Source organism: Stenotrophomonas sp. PS02301 (genome assembly GCF_029959485.1).
Classification (GTDB): domain Bacteria; phylum Pseudomonadota; class Gammaproteobacteria; order Xanthomonadales; family Xanthomonadaceae; genus Stenotrophomonas; species Stenotrophomonas maltophilia_Z.
Genome location: NZ_JASCOO010000069.1, coordinates 1 through 22,400, shown reverse-complemented (window position 1 = coordinate 22,400; position 22,400 = coordinate 1). Strand labels below are relative to the sequence as shown.

Sequence of the window (22,400 nt, the reverse complement as noted above, 5' to 3'; positions counted from 1 at the left end):
GTGCCGGCCGCTGGCCGGCGCTGCACGGTGCAGGCAGTACGGGGAGCCGGCCAGCGGCCGGCACTACCGATCAGCGCCCCATCAGGTTGCCGTTACCTACGCGCCACCCTCGTCCTGCATAATCAGGCAATGAGCGTCCTGCGTTTTGACAATGTCAGCAAACAATATGCCGGCGGCCACCAGGCACTGGTGGACGTCAGCTTCGATGTCGCCCCCGGGGAAATGCTGTTCGTCACCGGCCATTCCGGTGCGGGCAAGAGCACCCTGCTCAAGTTGATCCATCTCGACGAGCGGCCCAGCCGCGGCGCGGTGATCTTCAATGAGCGCAACCTGCTGAAGGTGCGCGGCGGGAGTATTCCGCGGCATCGGCGCGAGGTCGGTGCGGTGTACCAGGACCATCGCCTGCTGATGGACCGCAGCATCGCCGAGAACGTCGCCCTGCCGTTGATCCTGCGCGGCACCCGCCGCAACGAGATCGGCAAGCGCGTGCGTTCGGTACTCGAACGCATGGGCCTGGGCCACCGCGAAAAAGCCCTGCCCTCGCAGCTGTCGGCCGGTGAACAGCAGCGCGTCGGCATCGCCCGTGCGATCGTCGGCGAGCCCACGCTGCTGGTCGCCGATGAGCCCACCGGCAATCTCGATCCCACGTTGGCGGCGGAAATCATGGCGTTGTTTGCCGAACTGCCCGATCGCGGTACCAGCGTGCTGGTGGTCAGCCACGATCTGGCCCTGCTGCGGCGCATGCGCAAGCGCGTGCTGATCCTGGATCACGGCCGCCTGGTCGATGACATCTCGCCGCAGGACCTGGCCGAATGACTACTCCGGTGACCAAAGAAACCGCCGCGCCGTCGCGCTTGGGCGTGTGGCTGCACCATCACGGCCACAGCGTGGTCTTCAGCCTCGGCCGTGCGTGGCGCAAGCCGTGGGCGACCCTGCTCACCGTGATGGTGATGGCGCTCGCGCTGGCCCTGCCGCTGGGCCTGTCGATCGCGCTGGACAACCTCAAGCACTTCGCCGGCAGCGTGCAGCAGTCGCGCGACATCAACCTGTTCCTCAAAACCGATGCCGGTACCGATGCGGCCCGCCAGGTCGCCGAGACCCTGCGCGGCCGCGCCGATGTGGCCAACGTCACCGTGCAGACCCCGGAGCAGGGCTTGGCCGAACTGCGCGAAAGTGCCGGGCTGGGTGAAGCGATCGATGCGCTGCATGACAATCCACTGCCGACCCTGTTGATCGTCACCCCGGGCGAGGGTGCCGACGACGCGCGCCTGGCGCAGTCGCTGGAAGGCCTGCCGCAGGCCGATCTGGTCCAGCATGATGCGCTGTGGCGCAAACGCCTGGATGGCTGGCTGGGCTTCGGTACGCGCCTGGTGCAGGTGCTGTCGGTGCTGCTCGGCCTCGGTGCCGCGCTGGTGGTCGGCAACACGGTGCGCCTGGACATCCAGGCCCGCCGCGATGAGATCGGCGTGCTGCAGCTGCTTGGCGCCAGCGATGGCTTCATCCGCCGCCCGTTCCTGTATCTGGGCGCGTGGTACGGCCTGGGGGCCGGTGCCGTCGCGCTGGCGCTGATCGGTGCGGCCGGGCTGGCGCTGCGCCCGCCGTTGGCCGCGCTCTCGCAGAGTTACGGCAGCCCGTTCGTGCTGCACGGGCTGGACCTGCTGCATTCCTCGTTCGTGCTGCTCGGCACCGTGGTGCTGGGCTGGCTGGGCGCCTGGCTGGTGACGGGGCATTTCCTGCGCCAGACCCGCCCGACCGAAACCTGAGGCCCGCATGCGTCCGCAAGCCCTCAAGCACCTCGCCGACGACGCACCGCGCGTGATGGTCGTCGACGGCTCCAAGCTGGTCCGCAAGCTGATTGCCGATGTGCTGCAACGCGAACTGCCGGCAGTGGACGTGGTGGGCTGCGCGAGCATCGCCGAGGCGCGTGCGGCGCTGGATGCCGGACCGGTCAGCCTGGTCACCACCTCGCTCACCCTGAGCGATGGCGACGGGCTCGACCTGGCGCGCATCGTGCGCGACGCGGCCGGCCAAGCCTACGTGCCGGTGATCGTGGTCTCCGGCGATGCGCAGCAGCATCTGGAGCAGCGCCGCTTCACCGAGTACGTCACCGATTATTTCGACAAGGCGCTCGGTCACGAAGCCTTGGCCACCTTCATCCGTGGCTATGTGCAGCCAGAGACCATTCCGGGCGCGACGATCCTGTATGTCGAAGACAGCCGCGTCGTCGCCGAGGCGACCAAGCGCATGCTCGAACGGCAGGGCTTGAACGTGCTGCACGTGTTGACGGCCGAAGATGCGTTCGCGCTGCTCACCGCCGAGTCGCTAGGCCGCAGCAGCCACCGCATCGATCTGGTGCTTACCGATGTCACGCTCAAGGGCGAGCTCAGTGGCCGCGATGTGGTGCAGCGCGTGCGCGTGGACTTCGGCTATGGCAAGCGCCGCCTGCCGGTGCTGGTCATGACCGGCGACGGCAACCCGCACAACCAGTCCGGCCTGCTCCAGGCCGGTGCCAACGATCTGGTGCAGAAGCCGATCGAAGAGCGTCTGCTCATCACCAAGGTGCTGTTCCAGCTGCGCCTGTCCCGCCTCAACGAAAAGCCTGTCGTGCGATGAATGACGATGTAGTGCCCAGCATCCAGCTCGAAGCGAGCTGGAAGACGCGTATCGGTGATTACCTGCTGCGCCCGGAGATGCGGGAACTGTCCGCGTTCCTGCGCCAGCGCAAGGCCGCCGGTGCCCAGGTGTTTCCCCCCGGCCCGCAGATCTTCGCCGCGTTCGACGCCACGCCCTTCGATCAGGTCAAGGTGGTCATTCTCGGCCAGGATCCGTATCACGGGTATGGCCAGGCCCATGGCCTGAGTTTCTCGGTCATGCCGGGCGTACCGGTGCCGCCATCGCTGCTGAACATCTACAAAGAGATCGAGGCCGATCTGGGCATTCCGCGCCCGGACCATGGCTGCCTGTTGCCGTGGGCGCACCGCGGGGTGCTGCTGCTCAATGCGGTGCTGAGCGTGGAAGCGGGCAACGCCGGCTCGCATCAACGGCGCGGCTGGGAGGGCTTCACCGATTACGTGGTGGACACCCTCAACCGCGAGCGCGAAGGCCTGGTGTTTCTCCTATGGGGCAGCTACGCCCAGCAGAAGGGCAAGGTCATCGATACCGGCCGGCACCGCGTGCTCAAGGCGCCGCATCCTTCGCCGCTGTCGGCGCATCGCGGCTTCCTCGGCTGCCGCCATTTCTCGATGGCCAACGAGTACCTGCAGCGCCGCGGCCACGATCGCATCGACTGGTCGCTGCCGCCGCGTGCCGCGCTGGAGCCGGCGGCGTAATCACTGGCGGTCGTCATCTAGACGGCGAGCATCTCGATGATGGATTGCGCCACCTGCCGCTTGCGCGGTGGCAGGCGCCGCAGCAGCGACAGAACGTTGCCCTCCAGATCATCGCGCACGTAATCCTGTGCGGGCGCGGTCACCGTCAGTTCCTCCCCGCTGGCTTTGCACACGCCGCGGCCTGTGGCCAACCATTCGAATCGCACTCGCGTACAGATGGCGATATGTGCCAGATGCGACACGCTCGGGTGGGTACCTCCACGGCGTTCCCACTGCGCTACGGCACTGCGCTTGACCCCGGTTTCCACTGCCAACTGCGTTTGTGACATCCCTGCGCTGGTGCGTGCTGCGCGAATCCGATCCGACATCGCCAACATGGCCTTCCCCTCTCTCGTTCCTTGAACAGTGGATGGTTATCGATACTTACCGGGCAGTGATTCTTTTCTCCGCCTGTACAGAACCGCTTGCCGGCCTTGTCGCTGCAATCGCTCCACCGATAATCCGACGGGCGACAGTGAAACTTCCCCCTGTGCACGATGTGGCCGGTTTGACGATTTTCATCCGTGCACGTAGTTAATCCCTCAAGCCGGCCATGATGCGCCGGGACATCCAAAACATCGGAAGCAGGCCGATGCCCTGTCGATCATGGTCGGTACCCACCGGCCCGTGAAAGACCGCTTCGGCCAGGACGCAGGGGATGGCCGATGGATAGAGTTACTGGTGTGAAGTCAGCGTTACGGCGATTCAGCTTGAGGGCGTTTTCGCTGTTATTTGTGATGTTGATCGCATTAAGTGCGGGTATTTCTTCTGCCAGTGCGCAATCGGCCTGCACGGCCGGTGCGTGCGTGAGCGCCGGGCCCCGCCTGGCCTCGATTGATTCCACGCAGAGCCCCATCCTCAATCTGCTGTTCGGCGCACTGCTGCCTGGCACCACGCTGAATCTCAGCGTGGCCGACTGGAACAACCTGGCCGGCGCCAACATCAATCTCAACGCGCTGCTGACCCAGCTCAACGGCGGCGTGGTGGTCAGTGACCCCAGCCAAGTGCTCAACGCCAACATCACCCTGGGGCAACTGCGTGCGGCAATGGTGCAGGTGTTGCAGGCCGACGGGCAGACCGCGGCCGCCAACGTGCTCAACGCGTTGCCGCTCGGCGTGGCGGGCACGAGCGGCAGCATCCGCCTGGCGGACATCCTGCAGATCGCGCTCCCGACCGGCTCGCTGGCGACCGTGCGGCTCAACGTGCTGGACCTGCTCACTGGCGGCGTGCAGCTTTACAACTTCCGCAACGTCCTCACCACACCTGCCCCGATCACGGTCAACACCGCTGCGCTCGGCCTCAATGGCGTCGCCAATGTGCGCCTGTGGCTGCAGGCGGTGGAACCGCCGGTCTACACCTGCGGTGCCGCAGGGGCTGCCTTCCACAGCGCGGCGATCCGCATCAAGCTGGATCTGGATCTGGTACAGGGGTTGAACACCGGCACGCTCTCGGCAGCGCTCAATGGGCTGAATCTGCTGGGCGTCAGCCTGTCCAACACCAGCGTCACTGCCGATGTCCTGCATCTGCAGGTCTACGCCGATGTCGCGCGCGCGGAAGGGTCGATCTCGGCGATCAACCTGGTCGGCAACGCGGTCACGCTGCAGGCGCGGCCGGGCCTGGTGAACCTGTATGTCGGACAGATCAGCGATGCGACGTTCTTCAACCGCAGCACAGTGCTGACCGACACAGCGCTGAGTGCGGCCACGCTGACCTCGCTCAGCGTGCGGGTGCGGGTGTCGGCCAACGTGTTGGGGCTGCTCACGCCGATCGCTGACATCACCGTCCCGCTGACGGTCAGCATCCGCAGTTTCGCCACTGCCACCCCCGGGCTGCAGAGCGCCAGCTTCACCGGCCCGTATCCGCAGACACGCACGTTGAATGCCGGCACGGTCAGTGCGGCGACCATGGTCTCCACCCTGGTCAATTCACTCAGCATCCAGGTCACCAGCGGCAATCCCACGGTGACACTGCTGGGTGGCATCGCGTTGCCGCTGCCGGTGGCGGACCTCGTCAACGGCATCGTCAACGTGCTGCTCACCCCGATCCGCACGCAGGTCAATGCGCTGGTCACGCCGGTACTGACCGCCGTGCTCGGCGGGGTGGTCGACAACCTGCTGGGCCTGCTCGGCATCCGCATCGGCCAAGCGGTCTTCACCGTGGAAGGCATTACCCAGGCGTGCGCGGCGACAGTGCAGCTGGTCAAGGACCTGCAGCCGACCAGCGATAGCGGGCGGTTCAATCTGTCCATCACCTACAACGGCAGCACCGTCGGTTCGGCCAGCAATGTCGGCAACAACGGTGCCACCGCGGCGGTGATCACTGTCCCCGGCGGTAGCTACGCCCTGGCCGAAGCCGCCGCAGCCGGCACCACGCTGACCCGCTATGCCAGCACCTGGCAGTGCACGGACCAGAACAACACCGTGGTGTCCTCGGGCAGCGGCGGCAGTTTCACGCTGCAGGCGCCAGCGATGACCGCCACCGCGGTGACACTGGTCTGCCGGATCACCAATCGAACGCGCCAGGCGGATCTGTCGATCACCAAGACCGACGGCAGCGGCAGCTACACACCGGGCGGCACCGCCACCTACACCTTGCTGGTGCGCAACGACGGCCCGGATGCCGTCACCAACGCCGTGGTCACCGACAGCCTGCCCGGCGGCACCACGCTGCGTGGCGCCTGGACCTGCAGCGCCACCAGTGGCAGCACCTGCGCAGCGGCCAGTGGCGGCGCGGTGGGCGCCAACGCGGTGAATGTCGGGGTGAACCTGATCAACGGCGGGCAGGCCACGATCAGCGTACCGGTCAGTTTCAGCAGCAACCCGGGCGCGTACTAGCGCCCGGTGCAGTACGGCGGGTAGCGCGGGCTGACCCGCGCAGGGGATGGATGGGACCACTGGCTTCGAGGACGAGCGCATGGCAGCAACCGGCAAACACCGCAGGGCAGGGATGGCCTCGGCCCGCATCGCATGCGCGGTGGCCCTGCTCGCGTTGCTGCTGCCGCCGCCGCTGCTGGCGCAGAGCTATCCCAACCCGCTCAACAATACCGCCACCGTCACCGCACCGACCGACGTGGCCGATCCCGCATTGGGCAACAACAGTGCGACCGACAGCAACACACTGGCGCTGCAGGCCCAGCTGAGTGTCACCAAGACCCTGCTCAGTGCCACCCCGGTCGCCGCCGGGGGGGCGGTGCAGTACCGCATCCAGGTCAACAACGCCGGCCCGTCGGCGGCTTCGGGCGTGGGCGTGGTCGACACCGTCTCCGCGCTGCTCACCAATGTCAGCTGGACCTGCCAGGCCACCACCGCCGCCTCCTCGTGTGCACAGGGCAATGGCAGTGGCAACGCGATCAACGTGCAGGTCAATGTCGCGGTCGGCGACAGCGTCGTGCTGCTGGTCAATGGCACCGCACCCACCAGCACACCGGCCACGGTGCCGGCCAACAGCGTGTCGCTGGTACTGCCCACCGGTACCACCGATCCGACGCCGGGCGACAACAGCGCCACCACGCCGGCCGTGCCGGTACAGGCCAACGCGCTGGTCGCCAACAACGATGCCTTCACTGCGCCGATCTCCTCGACCACGGGCGGCAGCACGCCCACCGTGCTCGGCAACGACACGCTCAACGGCGCGCCGGTGAATGGAGCCGATCTGATCATCGCGCTGCAGAACGCACCTGCCGGCTTCACCATCAACAGCGCAGGCGGGATCACCGTGCCCGCGGGTGCGGCCGCCGGGGCGACCACACTGACCTACCAGATCTGCGAAAACACCTCGCCGACCAACTGCGCCACCGCCACAGCCAGCGTGATCATCGGTCCGACCGCGGTGAACGACAGCTTCAACGCCACCGGTGGCGCAGCGTCGCTCAGCGGCTCCGTGGCCAGCAACGACAACGCACCTGCCGGCGCAACCTTCAGCGCAGTCGGCACGCCGCCGACCGGGCTCACCCTCAACGCGGAGGGCAGCTTCGTCTATGCGCCCGCCGGTGGCATCGCCGCGGCGACCTCGTTCCAGTACCAGCTCTGCCTGCCGGCACCGGATGGCGGCGTGTGCGCCACCGCGACCGCCTCGATCGTGGTCAATGCCAATGCCCTGGTGGCCGCTGACGACACCTTCACCACGCCCCTGCCGTCCGGTGCGGGCGGGCTCACCCCGAGCGTGCTGACCAATGACACCTTCAACGGCGGCGCGGTGCCGCAGGCCCAGGTGACGATGACGCTGGTCGGTGCGCCGGCCGGGTTTGCCATCACCGGCAACGGCGCCATCCAGGTGCCTGCCACTGCGGCAGCCGGTCCCCTGGCCCTGACCTACCGCTTCTGCGAAAACGCGCTGCCGGCCAACTGTGCAACGGCCACCGCCAACCTGGTGATCAGCCCCGACGCAGTCAACGACACGGTGACCACACCCGGTGGCGGACAACCGGCCACCGGCAGTCTGGCCGGCAACGACAACATCGCCAGCGGTTCGGCCTACACGCTGGGCACCGCGCCCACCCGTGGCACCGCAGTGGTCAACGCCGATGGCACCTTCAGCTACACGCCCATCAACGCCAACACCGGGCCGGATTCCTTCACCTACCAGGTCTGCCTGCCGGCGCCGAACGCGACCGTCTGCGATACCGCCACGGTCAGCGTGAACGTGCAGGCCAACCAGATCGCCGCGGTCAACGACGTGTTCACCACGCCGCTGCAGCCGGGCACCACCACCACGATCAGCCTGCTCGGTAACGACACCCTCAACGGTGCGGCGGTCCTGCCCGCCGCGGTCACCCTGGCCCTTACCGGCGCGCCGGCCAACTACGCCGTCAACGCGGCAGGACAGGTGTTGGTTCCGGTGGGTGCTGCGGCCGGCGAGGTGAGCTTCAGTTACCAGCTCTGCGAACTGGCCGCGCCGACCAACTGTGCCACTGCCAACGTGCAGCTGGTGGTCGCGCCCGATGCGGTGGACGATGCTTTCGTGGCCGTCGCAGGTATTGCCCTGGCAGGCAGTGTCGCGGGCAATGACAACGTGCCGACTGGCGCCCAGTTCAGCCTGCTTGCGGTGGCCGCGCACGGCACGGTAGTGCTCACTGCCGACGGCAGTTTCAGCTACACCTCGCAGTCTGCCTTTACCGGGCCGGATACCTTCCGTTATCAAGCGTGCCTGCCGGCACCGAATGCGGGCGTGTGCGATGCAGCCAACGTGACCCTCAACGTTGGCGCGGCCGCCATCGCGGCCGGCAACGATGACTTCACCGGCACGCCCCTGACCAGTGCCGGCGGGCTGACCGCCAGCGTACTGGACAACGACACTGTCAACGGCGCGCCCATCCTGCCGGCGCAGACCACGCTGTCGCTGATCAACGCACCGCCGGCGGGCTACACGCTCGAGCCCAATGGCCAGCTGCAGGTGCCCGCTGGCGCGCCGGCCGGGGCGGTCAGCCTCACCTACCAGCTGTGCCAGGCGGGAACCAGCAACTGCGCCACCGCCAGCGTCGCGGTGGTGATCGCTCCGGATGCGGTGGCCGATGCCTACACCACGCAGGTGGCCACGCCGGTCAGCGGCAACGTGGCAGTGAACGACAACGTCGCTGTCGGCACCACCTATGCGGTGACCGGCGCGACACCTGCCGGGCTGGTGTTCAACGCCGATGGCAGCTTCACCTACACCCCGCCGGCGCAGTACACCGGCACCTCCACCTTCACCTACCAGGCCTGCCTGGCCGCGCCGTTGGCCGCCGTCTGCGATACCGCCACGGTCACCCTCAACGTCAATGCCGGCACCCTGGTCGCCAACGACGATGATTTCCGCAGCGCGATCCTCACTCCCGCCACCGGCGGCACCACCAACAGCGTGCTCGGCAACGACACCATCAACGGCGCGATCCCGCCGGCGCCGGGGCAGGTGATCCTGAGCCTGATCGGTGCACCAGCCGGCTACGTGATCAACAGCAACGGCACAGTGTCGGTTCCCGGCGGCGCAGCGGCCGGTGCGGTGACCTTCACCTACCAGCTGTGCGAAGCGGCATTGCCCGCCAACTGCGCTACCGCGTCGGTGCAGTTGCTGCTGGCTCCGGTGGCGGTCAACGACACCTTCAGTACACAGGTCGGCGTGGCGCTGAGTGCAAGCGTGGCCGGTAATGACAACGTCCCGGCGAACGCGGGCTTCAGCCTCAGCGGCACGGCGCCGGCAGGGCTGGTGTTCAACCCCGACGGCAGCTTCACTTACATCCCGCCGGTGGCAACCCAGGGCGCGGTGACGTTCGCCTACCAGGCGTGCCTGCCGGCGCCGGACACCGCGGTCTGCTCGGGTGGGACTGCGACGATCAACGTCAATGCCGGCACCCTGGTCGCCAACGACGATGATTTCCGCGCAACGCCGATCAATCCCGTCACCGGTGGCAGTACCGGATCGGTGCTGGGCAATGACGGCCTCAACGGTGCGGTACCGCCGGCGTCGGCCGATGTGCTGCTCAGCCTGGTCGGTGCGCCGGCGGGTTACACGCTGTTGGCCGACGGCACACTGACGATCGGCAGCGGCGTGCCGGCTGGTGCGGTGACGCTCACCTATCAGCTGTGTGAAGCGGCGCTGCCGAGCAACTGCGACTCGGCGCAGATAAGCCTGGTGGTGTCGCCGCTCGCCGCCGCCGACATCTTCTCCACCCCGGTGGGACAGTTGCTGGCAGGCGCCGTCGGCAGCAACGACAACGCGCCGGCCGGCGCGGTGTTCACGCTGACCGCAGCGGCGCCGGCCGGACTGCAGTTCGGGACGGACGGCAGCTTCCTCTACACCCCGCCGGCCGGCGTCACCGGGCCGGTCGCGTTCACCTACACGGTCTGCCTGCCGGCACCGGAGAGCACGCAGTGCAGCAGCGCCAGTGCCACGATCAACGTCAACGCCGGCACCCTGGTGGCGTTGGACGACGACTTCAGCGCCACCCCGCTGGCACCCGGCAGTGGCAGCGCGACCAGCGTGCTGCTCAACGACAGCCTCAATGGCACTACGCCGCCGGCGGCGGGCAGCGTACTGCTCAGCCTGATCGGCGCGCCGGCCGGTTACACGCTCGATGCAGACGGCCTGCTGCAGGTGCCCGTGGGCGCCACGGGCGGCGCCACGGTACTGACCTACCAAGTGTGCGAGGCGGTGCTGCCCGGCAACTGCGCCAGCGCGACCATCCGCCTGGTGGTAACCCCGTCGGCCACCAATGACACGTTCTCCACGGCGGCCGGGCAGGCGCTCAACGGCAACGTGGGTGACAACGACAACGTGTCGGCGGGCGCGCAGTTCACCGTCACCGGCACCGCGCCGGCCGGCCTGGTGTTCAGCGGCAGTGGCAGCTTCACCTACACCCCACCGGTCGGCACTACGGGCCCGGTCACATTCGCCTACCAGGTCTGCCTGCCAGCACCGAACGCTGCGTTGTGCGCGAACGCCAGCGCCACCATCACGGTCAGCGCAGGTACGCTCGCTGCCAATCCGGATGACTTCAGCACCACGCCGATCAACCCGGTCACCGGCGGCAGCACTACCTCGGTGCTGGCCAACGATGCGCTCAATGGCAGCACGCCGCCGGCGGTAGCCGATGTGCTGCTGTCGTTGCAGGGCGCGCCGGCCGGCGTGGCCATCACCGCCGAGGGCGCGGTGACGGTGGCGCCGGGCACGCCTGCAGGGGTGAAGAACCTGACCTACCAGCTCTGTGAAGCGGCGGCGCCATCCAACTGCGCGACCGCCACCGCACGCGTGGTGGTCGCGCCGTCCGCCGTGGACGATGCGTTGTCCACGCCCTCGGGCCGGGTGCTGAACGGCTCGGTGGCCAGCAACGATAACGCGCCGGTGGGTGCCCAGTTCACCGTGCTCAACATCCCGCCGGATGGCCTCGTGCTCGCGGCCGACGGCACCTTCAGCTATACGCCCCCGGTCGGCTTCAGCGGCGCAATCCCGTTTGCCTACCGGGTCTGTCTGCCGGCACCGGATGCAGGCGTCTGCGCGACGGCCAGCGTCACCCTCAACGTCAACAGCGGCACGCTGGTAGCGTTGGACGACACGTTTGCCACCCCGCTCGCGCCCGGTGCCGCCTCGCCGTCGGTGCTGGCCAACGACACGCTCAACTCGGCCACGCCGCTGCCGGCCGAGGTGGTGCTGTCGCTGATCGGTGCGCCGACCGGTTTCGCCATCGCCACCGATGGCGCGGTCACGGTCACTGCCGGGACCGCCGCCGGCGCCACCACGCTCACGTACCAGATCTGCGAAGCCGCTGCGTCGTCCAACTGTGCCACCGCCAGTATCGCGCTGGTGGTGGCGCCTGCGCCGGTCAACGATGCATTCGCCGTGCAGGCGGGCCAGACGATCAACGACACGGTGTCGGGCAACGACAACATGCCCATCGGGTCGCTCTACAGTGTGCCGGGCGCACTGCCGGCCGGTGTGACCTTCAATGTCGACGGCAGCTTCAGCTACACGCCGCCGGCCGGCACCACCAGCCCCACCGGTTTCACCTACCAGGCCTGCCTGCCCGCACCGGACACGGCCATCTGCGGCACCGCCACGGTCACGCTCAACATCAACAACGGCGCGCTGGTCGCGAGCGACGACAGCTTCGGTGCGATCGCGCCAGGCGGTGCAACGCCCAGTGTGTTGAACAACGATGCGCTCAACGGCGTCAGCCCGGCACCGGCCTCCAGCGTCTCGCTGAGCCTGGTCGGCGCGCCGGCCGGATTCACGATCAACCCCAACGGCACGGTCTCGGTCGCGGGCAACGCGCCTACCGGCGCGATCACGCTGAGCTACCAGGTCTGCGAAATCGCCGCGGCGAACAACTGCGCCACCGCGAGCATCGCCCTGGTGGTGCGTCCGGCACCCGTCGATGATGCGATCGCCGTGCAGGCCGGTCAGCCCAACAGCGGCAACGTGTCGGGCAACGACAACATGCCGGCCGGCTCGACGTGGAGCGTGGCCGCGCCGCCCCAGGGCCTGGTGTTCAACAGCAACGGCAGCTTCACCTATACGCCGCCGGCCGGTACCGTCGGCCCGGTCACGTTCGCCTACCAGGCCTGCCTGCCTGCACCGGATGCCGCCATCTGCAGCACCGCCACGGCCACCTTGACCATCGCCGTCAACGCCGTTGTCGCCAACGACGATATCTTCGCCGCGCCGGTCACCGGGGGGGCGGCCACGCCGAGCGTGTTGAGCAACGATTCGCTCAATGGCGTGAGTCCGCCGGCTGCGACGACGGTGCAGCTGCTGCTGCTCGGTGCACCGGCCGGCTTCGTCATCAACAACGATGGCACCGTGCAGATTCCCGCCGGCGTTACCGCCGGGGCCACCGCACTGACCTATCAGCTATGCGAGACGGCTTCGCCGACCAACTGCGCCACCGCCGCGATCCGCATCGTGATCACGCCGGCCCCGCAGAACGATGCCTTCTCCGTGCCTGCCGGCGGCACGCTCGTCAACGGCAGCGTTGCCGGCAACGACAGCATGCCGGCCGGCTCCAGCTGGGCCGTGCAGGGCACGCCGCCGAACGGGCTGGTGTTCAATGGCGACGGCACCTTCAGCTACACGCCGCCGGTGGGCACCACCGGTGCGGTGACCGTTACGTATCAAACCTGCCTGCCGGCCCCCAATGCCGGTGTCTGCGGCACGGCGACGGTCACGCTCAACGTCAACCTGGGCACGCTGGCGGCGGCCGACGACAGCTTTGTCGACATCGCGCCCGGCAGCGCCACACCCAGTGTGCTCGGCAACGATGCGCTAAACGGCGTCAGCCCGCCAGCCCCGGCCAGCGTGCAGCTGAGCCTGGTCGGCGCGCCGGCCGGCTACAGCATTGCCGCTGATGGCACGATCAACGTGCCGATCGGCGTCGTCGCCGGCGCGACCACGCTGACCTATCAGATCTGCGAAACCGCCGCGCCGTCCAATTGCGATACCGCCACCGTTGCGCTGGTGATCCGTCCGGCACCGCAGAACGATGCCTACGCGGTGCAGGCCGGTGGCACGATCAGCAACGGCAACGTGGCGGCGAACGATGGCATGCCGACGGGCGCGAGCTGGGCCGTGCAGGGTACGCCTCCGGCGGGCCTCGCGTTCAATGCCGATGGTACGTTCAGCTATACCCCGCCGCTCGGCACCACCGGTCCGGTCACGTTCACCTACCAGACCTGCCTGCCGGCACCGAATGCGGCACTGTGCGCGACCGCCACGGCCACGCTCAACATCAACACTGGCACCCTGGTCGCCGCCGATGACACGCTTGCCGGTGTGCTGCCGGGCGCGACCACGGCCGGCAGCGTGCTGGCCAACGACAGCCTCAACGGTGTCTCGCCGCCGGCGCCCGCCGATGTGCTGCTGAGCCTGGTCGGTGCACCGGCCGGCTTCACGATCAACCCGGACGGCACGATCAGCGTCGGTGGCGGGGTGACCGCCGGCCCGACCACGCTCACCTATCAGATCTGCGAAGCCGCTGCATCGAGCAACTGCGATACCGCCAGCGTCACCGTGGTGGTGACGCCGCTGCCGCAGAACGACGCCTTCAGCGTGCAGCTGGGGCAGACGCTGGGCAACAGCGTGGCCAGCAATGACAACCTGCCATCCGGCGCGACCTGGGCGCTGCAGGGCACGCCGCCGGCCGGCCTGACCTTCAATGCCGATGGCTCGTTCACCTATACCCCACCGGGTGGCACCACCGGGCCGGTGACCTTCACCTACCAGGCCTGCCTGCCGGCGCCGAACACGACCCTGTGCGGCACAGCCACGGTCACCCTCAACATCACCACCGGTTCGCTGCTGGCCGGCGATGACACCTTCAGTGGCATCGCCCCCGGCACCACCTCGGCGGCCAGCGTGTTGGCCAATGACAGCCTCAACGGCGTCTCGCCGCCGGCCGCGGCCAGCGTAGTGCTGAGCCTGGTGGGCGCGCCCGCCGGCTTCGCGATCACGCCCAGCGGCACCATCAGCGTCGCCACCGGCACGATGGCAGGCGCGACCACGCTCACCTACCAGATCTGTGAGGCCGCCGCGCCAGGCAACTGCGCCACGGCCACGGTGACGGTGATCATCACTCCCACGCCGCAGAACGATGCCTTCTCGGTGCAGGCTGGGCAGAGTCTGGGCAACAGTGTGGCGACCAATGACAGCTTGCCGCCGGGGTCCACCTTGGCGATCCAGGGCACGCCGCCCGCCGGGCTTGCGTTCAACACCGATGGCAGCTTCACCTATACGCCGCCGATCGGCACGCCCAGCCCGGTGACATTCGTTTACCGCGCGTGCCTGCCAGCACCGAACAACAGCCTGTGCGGCACGGCCACGGTCACACTCAACGTCAACAACGGCACGCTCACCGCCGGCGATGACACGCTCACCGGCGTGCTGCCCGGTGCGACCACGGGCGGCAGCGTGCTCGCCAACGACAGCCTCAACGGCGTCTCGCCGCCGGCGGCCGCCGACGTGGTGCTGAGCCTGGTCGGCGCGCCGGGTGGCTTCACCCTCTCGCCGGACGGCACGATCAGCGTGGGCACCGGGGTGGTGTCCGGTTCGACCACGATCACCTACCAGATCTGCGAAGCGGCGGCGCCGGCCAACTGCGATACCGCCAGCGTCACCGTGGTCGTCACTCCGGCACCGCAGAACGATGCCTTCGCGGTGCAGGCCGGACAGACGCTGAGCAACACGGTCGCCGCCAACGACACCACGCCGCCGGGTGCGGTGTTCACCCTGCAGGGCACTGCGCCGGCCGGCCTGGTCTTCAACACCGACGGCACGTTTACCTATACCCCGGCCGCGGGTGTCACCGGCCCGGTCAGCGTCGCCTACCAGGTGTGCCTGCCGGCGCCGAACGGCAGCCTGTGCGGCGGCGCGATCCTTACCATCAACATCAACAACGGCCTGCTGGTGGCTGGCGATGACACGCTCACCGGCGTGGCACCCGGCACCACCTCCAGTGGCAGCGTGCTGGCCAACGACAGCCTCAATGGCGTCTCGCCGCCGGCCGCGGCGGATGTACTGCTGAGCCTGGTCGGCGCACCGGCCGGTTTCAGCATCACATCCGCCGGCACGATCACGGTGGCCAGTGGCGCGACCTCCGGGGCCACGACGATCACCTACCAGATCTGCGAAGCCGCCGCGCCGGGCAACTGCGATACCGCCAGCGTCACTGTGGTCGTCAGTCCCGCCCCGCAGAACGACGTGTTCTCGGTGCAGGTCGGGCAGACCCTCAGCAACAGCGTGGCCAGCAACGACGCCATGCCCCCCGGTGCGCTCTACACCGTGCAGGGCACGCCGCTGCCGGGCCTGACCCTGGCCAGCAATGGTGGCTTCACCTATACGCCGCCGGCAGGCACGCCCAGTCCGGTCAGCTTCATCTACCAGACCTGCCTGCCCGCGCCGGATGCCACGCTCTGCGGCATCGCCTCGGTCACCATCAACATCAACAACGGCACCTTGGTGGCCGGTGATGACGTGCTCACCAATGTTGTCCCGGGTAGCTCGTCATCGCTCAGCGTGCTCGACAACGATCAGCTCAACGGTGTCAGCCCACCGCCGGGCAGCGCGGTGCAGCTAAGCCTGATCGGTGCACCGGCCGGCTTCAGCATCAATCCGGATGGCACGATCGCGGTGGCCGTTGGCGCCCTCTCCGGGGCCAGCACGATCACCTACCAGATCTGCGAGGCCGCCGCGCCGACGAACTGCACGACCGCTACCGTCATCGTGGCCGTTACACCGGTCCCGCAGAACGACAGCTTCACCGTGCCTGCCGGTGTGCCGCTCTCGGGCAATGTCAGCCTCAATGACAACGTCGCGCCTGGTGCGGTCTATACCCTGACCAGCGGTGCCCTGCCGGGCCTGGTGTTCAACGCCGATGGCACGTTCACCTACACCGCGCCGGCAGGCGTCACCGGTCCACAGAGCTTCACCTACCGCGTCTGCCTGCCCGCGCCGTACGGCGCGCAGTGTGGCGATGCCACCGTGACGCTCACCCTGTCCGGTTCGGTCAACGTGGTGCTGGCGGTCAATGATGACTTCACCGGCACCCCGGTGGACCCGGCCGTGGGCGGCACCATCGCCCGCTCGGTGCTGGAGAACGACAGCATCAACAACGTCTCCCCGCCGCCGGTCGGCAGCGTGGTGGCCAGCCTGACCGGCAGCACGCCCGGTTACTCGATGAACAACCAGGGCCAGATCATGGTCGCGGCGGGCGTGCAGCCCGGCCAGGTGCAGCTGGCCTATCAGTTGTGCGAGAACGGCGTGCCGACCAACTGCACCACCGCGATCGCCACCGTGCGGATACAAGGCCCCATCGGTGCTCTGCTGGCGGTGGACGACAGCGGCGGCCCGGTCGGTCCGACCGGCAGCGTGCGCCTGCTCAACGTGTTCACCAATGACACGTTCAACACCGCATCGCTGGATCCCACCCAGGTGAGTTTCGCGCCGGTGGCCACCAACGCACTGCGCTTCAGCGCCGATGGCTGGGTGGATGCTGCCGCCGGGCAGGCCCCCGGCAGCTACAGCACGACCTACACGATCTGCCTGCTCAACCAGCCCACCGTCTGCGACACCGGCAACGTGACCGTGACCGTCATCGCGGGCGAACCCGGCGTGGATGCCACGGATGATCGCGTGGAGATTCCGCAGGACGGGGTGATCGAGATCGACGTGCTTGGCAATGACCGGGTCAACGGCACGCCGATCGATCCGGACACGGTCAGCGTCACCATCACGGCGCCGCCACCGTATGGCACCGCCACGGTGCTGCCGCGTGCGCGTATCCGTTTTGCCGCGCTGACCAACTTCTCCGGTGAGCAGAGCTTCGACTATCAGGTCTGCGACGTGGCCGATCCGGCGATGTGCGCGGGTGCGACGGTCACGGTCATGGTGGACCCGAACGTACTCACCTTGGCCGACGATGCCATGACCGCCGAAACCGCCGGGCCGCAGGTGATCGATGTACTGGCCAATGACAGCGCCCGCACCGCGCCGCTGGATCCGGCCTCCCTGCAGGTCGCGGTGGCACCGGCGCACGGTACCGCGCAATGCGGCAACGGCCTGTGCACCTACACGCCGGCGGCGAACTTTGCGGGCACCGACAGCTTCCGCTACCGGGTGTGCGACGTGTCCATCCCGGCCCCGTTGTGTGCCGAGGCCAATGTCGCGGTGACGGTGGCCGGCCAGCAGGCCGTGCTGCGCCTGACCAAGGTGGCCGGCAAACGCAGTGCGCAGATCGGTGACCTGGTGCGCTACACCGTCACCATCGACAACGTCGGCGAGGTGGATGCCAACGGCGCCACGCTGCTGGATACGCTGCCGCCGGGCTTCACCTTCGTGCGCGGTGGCTTCGCGGTGATCGATGCCGACAACGATGCACGCACGAGTGGCGTGCAGCCGCTGCGCATCGATGGCATCGATGTGGCGGCGGGTGAGCGGGCGACGGTGGTGTACTACCTGCGTGTCGGTGCGGGCACCGGCACCGGCGTGCATACCAACCGCATCACCGCCATCGACGGCGAGAACCGCACGATCGGCAATGTCGCCTCGGCCGAGGTGGAGATCACCACCGATCCGCTGCTCGATGAAAGCCTGATCGTGGGCAGCGTGTTCGACGACCGCAACGACAACGGCATCCAGGATGACGCCGAGCGTGGCATTCCCGGCGTGCGCATCGCAGCGGTGGAAGGCCTGTTGATGGAAACCGACGCCTTCGGCCGCTACCACCTGGTCGGGATCCCCGGTGGCGAGGCGCGCGGGCGCAACTTCATCCTCAAGGTGGATCCCTCCACGCTGCCCGCCGGTGCGCGTTTCACGACGCCCAATCCGTTGGTCCGCCGCATCACGCCCGGGCTGCCGGTGCGCTTCGACTTCGGCGTGCGCATGCCCGAAGGTGCACTGAGCACAACCGCATCGAATCCGACCGCGCCGCCGGCCGCCCCGGCATCGCGCCCCGCGCGGATCGAACTCGGCGAGGCGTTGTTCGCCCCCGGCACGGCACGGCTGGACGCCGACCGCGCGCCGGTGATCACAACGGCCGCCCAAGCACTGATATCGCGCGGTGGCGGGCGCCTGCAGCTCAGCGCTGCCGCCGGGCAGGTGCCGCTCGCCCTGCAGCGTGCACAGGTGCTGCGTGAGGCACTACGCACACAGCTGCCGGGCCCGGTTGCCGCGGCAACCACGATCGAAGTGCTGGGCACCGACGGACGCGTACTGCATCGCCTGCGTCTCGACGATCCCCCCGAGCCTGACAGTCCCGGTCGCACGATCGGGGAGGGGCGCTGACATGGATATGACCCTCATTCCCAGCCTGATCTCCCGCCGCCTCATCGTCGGCCTGGCCAGCGCGCTGCTGCTGGCACTGCCGGCCGCCGCCCAGCCGGTCACACCGGCGCCGTCCCCCACGCCGATCCGCTGCGAGGCCGACAGCTGCCGCAACGATGACGGGCTGCTGCTGCGCATCCTCGATGACAGCGAGCCGGCGCTGCCGCTACCCGGCCGCGCGGATCTTCCCACGGCCGGTGCGGTGCCCGCATCGCCGGCAGTCACCCCGGATGTCGCCGCGCGTGGGGGCCAGTTCATGGCCGAGCTGCCCAACGGCGGCGTGGTGTGGGCCACCGAAGACCCGACCATGGTGCCGCCCAGCCTGAGCGTGCAGGCGGCCGCCACGGTGCCGTTCGAGAACGGCCGGGTGATCCGCCCGCTGCGCTTCCACAGCTACAACAACTACGCCTCGTTCATCCAAAAACTGGAGGTGACGCTGTATCGCGGCACCGACACGGATCTGGTCACGCCGCTGGCCCGCATCGAGCTGCCGGCCGACTATGTCGGCGACGCGGAGTGGAGTGGTGAGTTGCCGCCGCAGATCAAGCTGCGTACCGGCGATGAGCTGATCTACGTGGCGCGCGCCTACGGCGCCGGCGGTGCGTTCGATGAAACCCGCCTCCAGCGCATCCAACTGGTGACCCCGGCCGATTTCGACCGTGGCCTGCAGATTACCCGCGAGAGCGTGCAGAAGACACTTGGCCAGGCGTTGGATGGCGACAGCGCGCAGGACCTGCAGCTCAGCAACAGCATCTATGGGCAGAGCATGCTCCGCCTGCAGAACATCCCCATCCACGGGTCGCGCGTGCGCCTGTATGGCCGCAATCTGGAACCCAACAGCCGCGTGCGCATCAACGGCCAGGATTTCCCGGTCGATCTGGAGCAGAAGTTCGCCGCCGAGTTCCTCGAGCCGGTGGGCGAGCATCGTTACGACGTCAGTGTCGAATCGCGCGATGCGCCCTCCGCCCAGCGTCAGCTGGAGGTGGATGTCACCGGCCGCTACCTGTTCCTGGTCGCCATCGCCGATGTCACCGTCTCCAAGAACAGCGCCAGCGGCAATCTGCAGCCGCTCGCCGCCGATGATCGTGACGATGACAGTTTCCTCAGCGAAGGCCGGCTGGCGTTCTATCTGAAGGGCAAGCTACGCGGCAAATACCTGGTCACTGCTCAGGCCGACACGCAGGACCGTGAGCTGAAGTATCTGTTCCGCGATTTCACCCAGGCCGACGCACAGGACGTGTTCCGCCGCCTGGATCCGGATCTGTATTACCCGGTGTATGGCGATGACTCCACCACGTATCGCGACGTGGATACGCAGGGGCGGTTGTACCTGCGCGTGGACTGGGACCAGAGCCAGGCCGTGTGGGGCAACTACGCCACCGGCATCACCGGCACCGAGTACGGCCAGTACGTGCGCTCGCTTTACGGCGGTGCGTTGAACTGGCGCTCGCTGGAGGCCACGCCGCTGGGCGAGGCGCGTTCGCAGGTGAAGGTGTTCGGCTCCGAGGCGCAGTCCGCGCCGGGCCACAGTGAATTCCTCGGCACCGGCGGCAGCCTGTATTACCTGCGCCATACCGACGTGTTGCCCGGTTCGGAGCAGGTGGTGCTGGAAGTGCGCGATCGCACCACCGGCCGCACCGAAACGCGCGCCACGCTGCAGGAAGGCGTGGACTACGAAATCGACAATCTTCAGGGCCGTTTGATCCTGACCCGTCCGCTGGCGCAGCTGACCCGCGAGAACGTGCGCAGCATCACCCGCGACATGCCGCTCGATGGCTACGACCAACTGCTGCTGGTGGACTACGAATACGTGCCGCTGGGTTTCAGCAGCAATGACGTGACTTACGGCGCGCGTGGCCGGCAGTGGATTGGCGACCACGTGGCGATCGGCGGCACCTGGATCGACGAGAACCGCAGCGGCGAGAACTACAGCCTGAAAGGCGCTGACCTCACGTTGCAGGCCGGGCGTGGCACCTATCTGAAGATGGAACAGACCCGCACCGAAGCCACCGCCGCCCCGGTGTTCTATTCGGACAACGGCGGCCTGAGTTTCATCCGCCGCAACCCGTACGAAGGCCGGCGCTCGGGCACCGCCAGCGCCGTGGAAGCGCGTGCCAACCTGCGTGAGCTGGGCTGGACGACGCAGGACTGGAGCCTGGGCGCATGGTGGCGCGACGTGGACGCCGGCTTCTCGGTCGCGCGCCAGGACACCGGCCTGCCGATCCAGGAATACGGTGCGGAGTTCCTTGGCTATCTCAACGACGATTTCAGTCTGTATGGCCGACACACCCGCACCGAACAGGGCGAACTTGCCCTGGAGCAGAGCCAGCTGACCGCCGAATGGCGGCTGGGCAACGACGGCCAGCTGACCGGTGAACTGCGCCGCGTGCGCGAGGAGCAGGAACTGCAGAGCGTGGATGCGCTGCTCGCTGCGATCGGCTACCGCCAGCGCTTCGGCGCTTCCTGGGAGGTGTACGGCACCGGCCAGGTCACGCTGGACGATGATGGCGGTGCCTACGAGAAAAATGACCTGCTGACCCTCGGCGCGCGGTACCTGTTCGGCGATCGCAGCAGTGTCGGTGCGGAAGTGAGTGGTGGCAGCCGCGGTCATGGTGCCAAGGTCGACGGTGAGTACCGCATGGCACCGGATCACAGCCTCTACGGCAGTTACAGCTACAGCACCGACCGCACCGGCACCGACCCGCTGTTCGATACCGGCCTGCAGAGTGGCTGGACGCTGGGCCAGCGCTGGCGGCTGAGCAACCAGGTCAACGTCTACAACGAGAGCCAGTATCTGAAGGATCGTCGCCAGGACAGCGCGGGCATCGTGCATACCTTCGGCATGGATTTCTATCCCGCGCAGGGCTGGAACCTGGGCTTCACGATCATGGACGGCGAACTGGACTCCACCGTGGGCCGTGTCGATCGCCGCGCCTACAGCGTCAGTGGCGGCCGCACCGATGCGGTGGCGCAGTGGAACAGCAAGCTGGAGTACCGCCGCGACAGTGGCGCCGAACAGCGCGAGCAGTGGGTGACCACCAACCGCCTGCTGTACAAGCTCAACGAAGACTGGCGTTTCGCGTTGCGCGCCAACTACGCCGATACCGAAGACCGCATTGACCGCCTGGCCGATGCCAAGCTGGTGGAGACCAACATGGGCTTCGCCTGGCGCCCGCACGACAACACGCGCTGGGCCGGCTTCGGCAAGTTCACCTATCTCTACGACGTGGCCTCGCTCGGGCAGGAGGGCGGCAACCTGTACGACCAGCGGTCGCAGATCCTTTCGCTCGAAGGGATCCGCCAGCTGGGCGCGCGCTGGGAAGTGGCCGGCAAGCTGGCTTCGCGCTGGGGTGACTACCGCGCCGGGCGCGGTGAGGGGGCCTGGTTGGACAGCCGTGCCGACTTCGCTGCCTTGCAGCTGCGCTATCGCCTGTTCGCGCAGTGGGAGGGCCTGGCCGAGCACCGGTGGTTGAAAGTGCGCGACGGCGGCGTGCGCAAAGGTTGGCTGGTGGGCGTGGACCGCCGGGTGGGGGAGAACTTCAAGGTCGGGGTGGGCTACAACTTCACCGAATTCAGCGATGACATGACCGAGCTGAAGTACGACCAGAAGGGGTTTTTCTTGAACATGGCAGGGTATTACTAGGCGTCGGTGGGTTCGGGCCTGCCACGCATGGCGTGGCACTACCGGGGATCGCGGTGTTGGCGGTCGGCTCCGGTGGGGGCAGGGGTAGGGCCAGGCCATGCCTGGCT

General features: G+C 67.9%; 8 protein-coding genes. 7 read left to right on the top strand and 1 reads right to left on the bottom strand.

The window, feature by feature from the left end:
- Positions 1–129 precede the first annotated feature (129 nt).
- Genes ftsE through ung form a run of 4 tightly spaced genes read left to right on the top strand, consistent with a single transcriptional unit; the run spans position 130 to position 3,329 of the window.
- The gene (gene ftsE / locus QMX81_RS15320; protein ID WP_121040406.1) at positions 130–816 is read left to right on the top strand and encodes a cell division ATP-binding protein FtsE; all 687 of its coding nucleotides are present in this window, start codon (positions 130–132) and stop codon (positions 814–816) included.
- The gene (gene ftsX, locus QMX81_RS15315; RefSeq protein ID WP_121040405.1) at positions 813–1,763 is read left to right on the top strand and encodes a permease-like cell division protein FtsX; all 951 of its coding nucleotides are present in this window, start codon (positions 813–815) and stop codon (positions 1,761–1,763) included. The genes ftsE and ftsX overlap by 4 nt, the downstream gene beginning before the upstream one ends.
- Positions 1,764–1,770: 7 nt before the next feature.
- Entirely contained in the window at positions 1,771–2,613 is an 843-nt protein-coding gene (locus QMX81_RS15310) for a response regulator (RefSeq protein ID WP_121040403.1), read from the top strand.
- Entirely contained in the window at positions 2,610–3,329 is a 720-nt protein-coding gene (ung, locus tag QMX81_RS15305; RefSeq protein WP_282262721.1) for a uracil-DNA glycosylase, read from the top strand. The genes QMX81_RS15310 and ung overlap by 4 nt, the downstream gene beginning before the upstream one ends.
- 17 nt (positions 3,330–3,346) lie before the next feature.
- On the opposite strand, the gene QMX81_RS15300 is transcribed toward ung, so the two are convergent.
- Positions 3,347–3,706 carry a helix-turn-helix transcriptional regulator gene (locus tag QMX81_RS15300; RefSeq protein ID WP_121040399.1) on the bottom strand — a complete coding sequence of 120 codons (360 nt, stop codon included), beginning with the start codon at positions 3,704–3,706 and terminating at the stop codon, positions 3,347–3,349.
- Positions 3,707–4,174: 468 nt separating this feature from the next.
- Between QMX81_RS15300 and QMX81_RS15295 the strand changes: the two genes are divergently transcribed.
- Genes QMX81_RS15295 through QMX81_RS15285 form a run of 3 tightly spaced genes read left to right on the top strand, consistent with a single transcriptional unit; the run spans position 4,175 to position 22,293 of the window.
- Positions 4,175–6,202: a hypothetical protein gene (locus QMX81_RS15295; protein ID WP_282262718.1), complete on the top strand. Its 2,028-nt coding sequence runs from the start codon at positions 4,175–4,177 to the stop codon at positions 6,200–6,202.
- 46 nt (positions 6,203–6,248) lie between these two features.
- Positions 6,249–18,611 carry an Ig-like domain-containing protein gene (locus QMX81_RS15290; protein WP_282262716.1) on the top strand — a complete coding sequence of 4,121 codons (12,363 nt, stop codon included), beginning with the start codon at positions 6,249–6,251 and terminating at the stop codon, positions 18,609–18,611.
- A gap of 1 nt (position 18,612) precedes the next feature.
- Entirely contained in the window at positions 18,613–22,293 is a 3,681-nt protein-coding gene (locus QMX81_RS15285; RefSeq protein ID WP_282262714.1) for a TonB-dependent receptor, read from the top strand.
- Positions 22,294–22,400 lie beyond the last annotated feature (107 nt).

What these genes read in the sequence shown, in the direction of transcription:
- ftsE (WP_121040406.1), top strand. Translation starts at nt 130, where the DNA reads ATGAGCGTCCTGCGTTTTGACAATGTCAGCAAACAATATGCCGGCGGC.
- ftsX (WP_121040405.1), top strand. Translation starts at nt 813, where the DNA reads ATGACTACTCCGGTGACCAAAGAAACCGCCGCGCCGTCGCGCTTGGGC.
- QMX81_RS15310 (WP_121040403.1), top strand. Translation starts at nt 1,771, where the DNA reads ATGCGTCCGCAAGCCCTCAAGCACCTCGCCGACGACGCACCGCGCGTG.
- ung (WP_282262721.1), top strand. Translation starts at nt 2,610, where the DNA reads ATGAATGACGATGTAGTGCCCAGCATCCAGCTCGAAGCGAGCTGGAAG.
- QMX81_RS15300 (WP_121040399.1), bottom strand. Translation starts at nt 3,706, where the DNA reads ATGTTGGCGATGTCGGATCGGATTCGCGCAGCACGCACCAGCGCAGGG.
- QMX81_RS15290 (WP_282262716.1), top strand. Translation starts at nt 6,249, where the DNA reads ATGGATGGGACCACTGGCTTCGAGGACGAGCGCATGGCAGCAACCGGC.
- QMX81_RS15285 (WP_282262714.1), top strand. Translation starts at nt 18,613, where the DNA reads ATGGATATGACCCTCATTCCCAGCCTGATCTCCCGCCGCCTCATCGTC.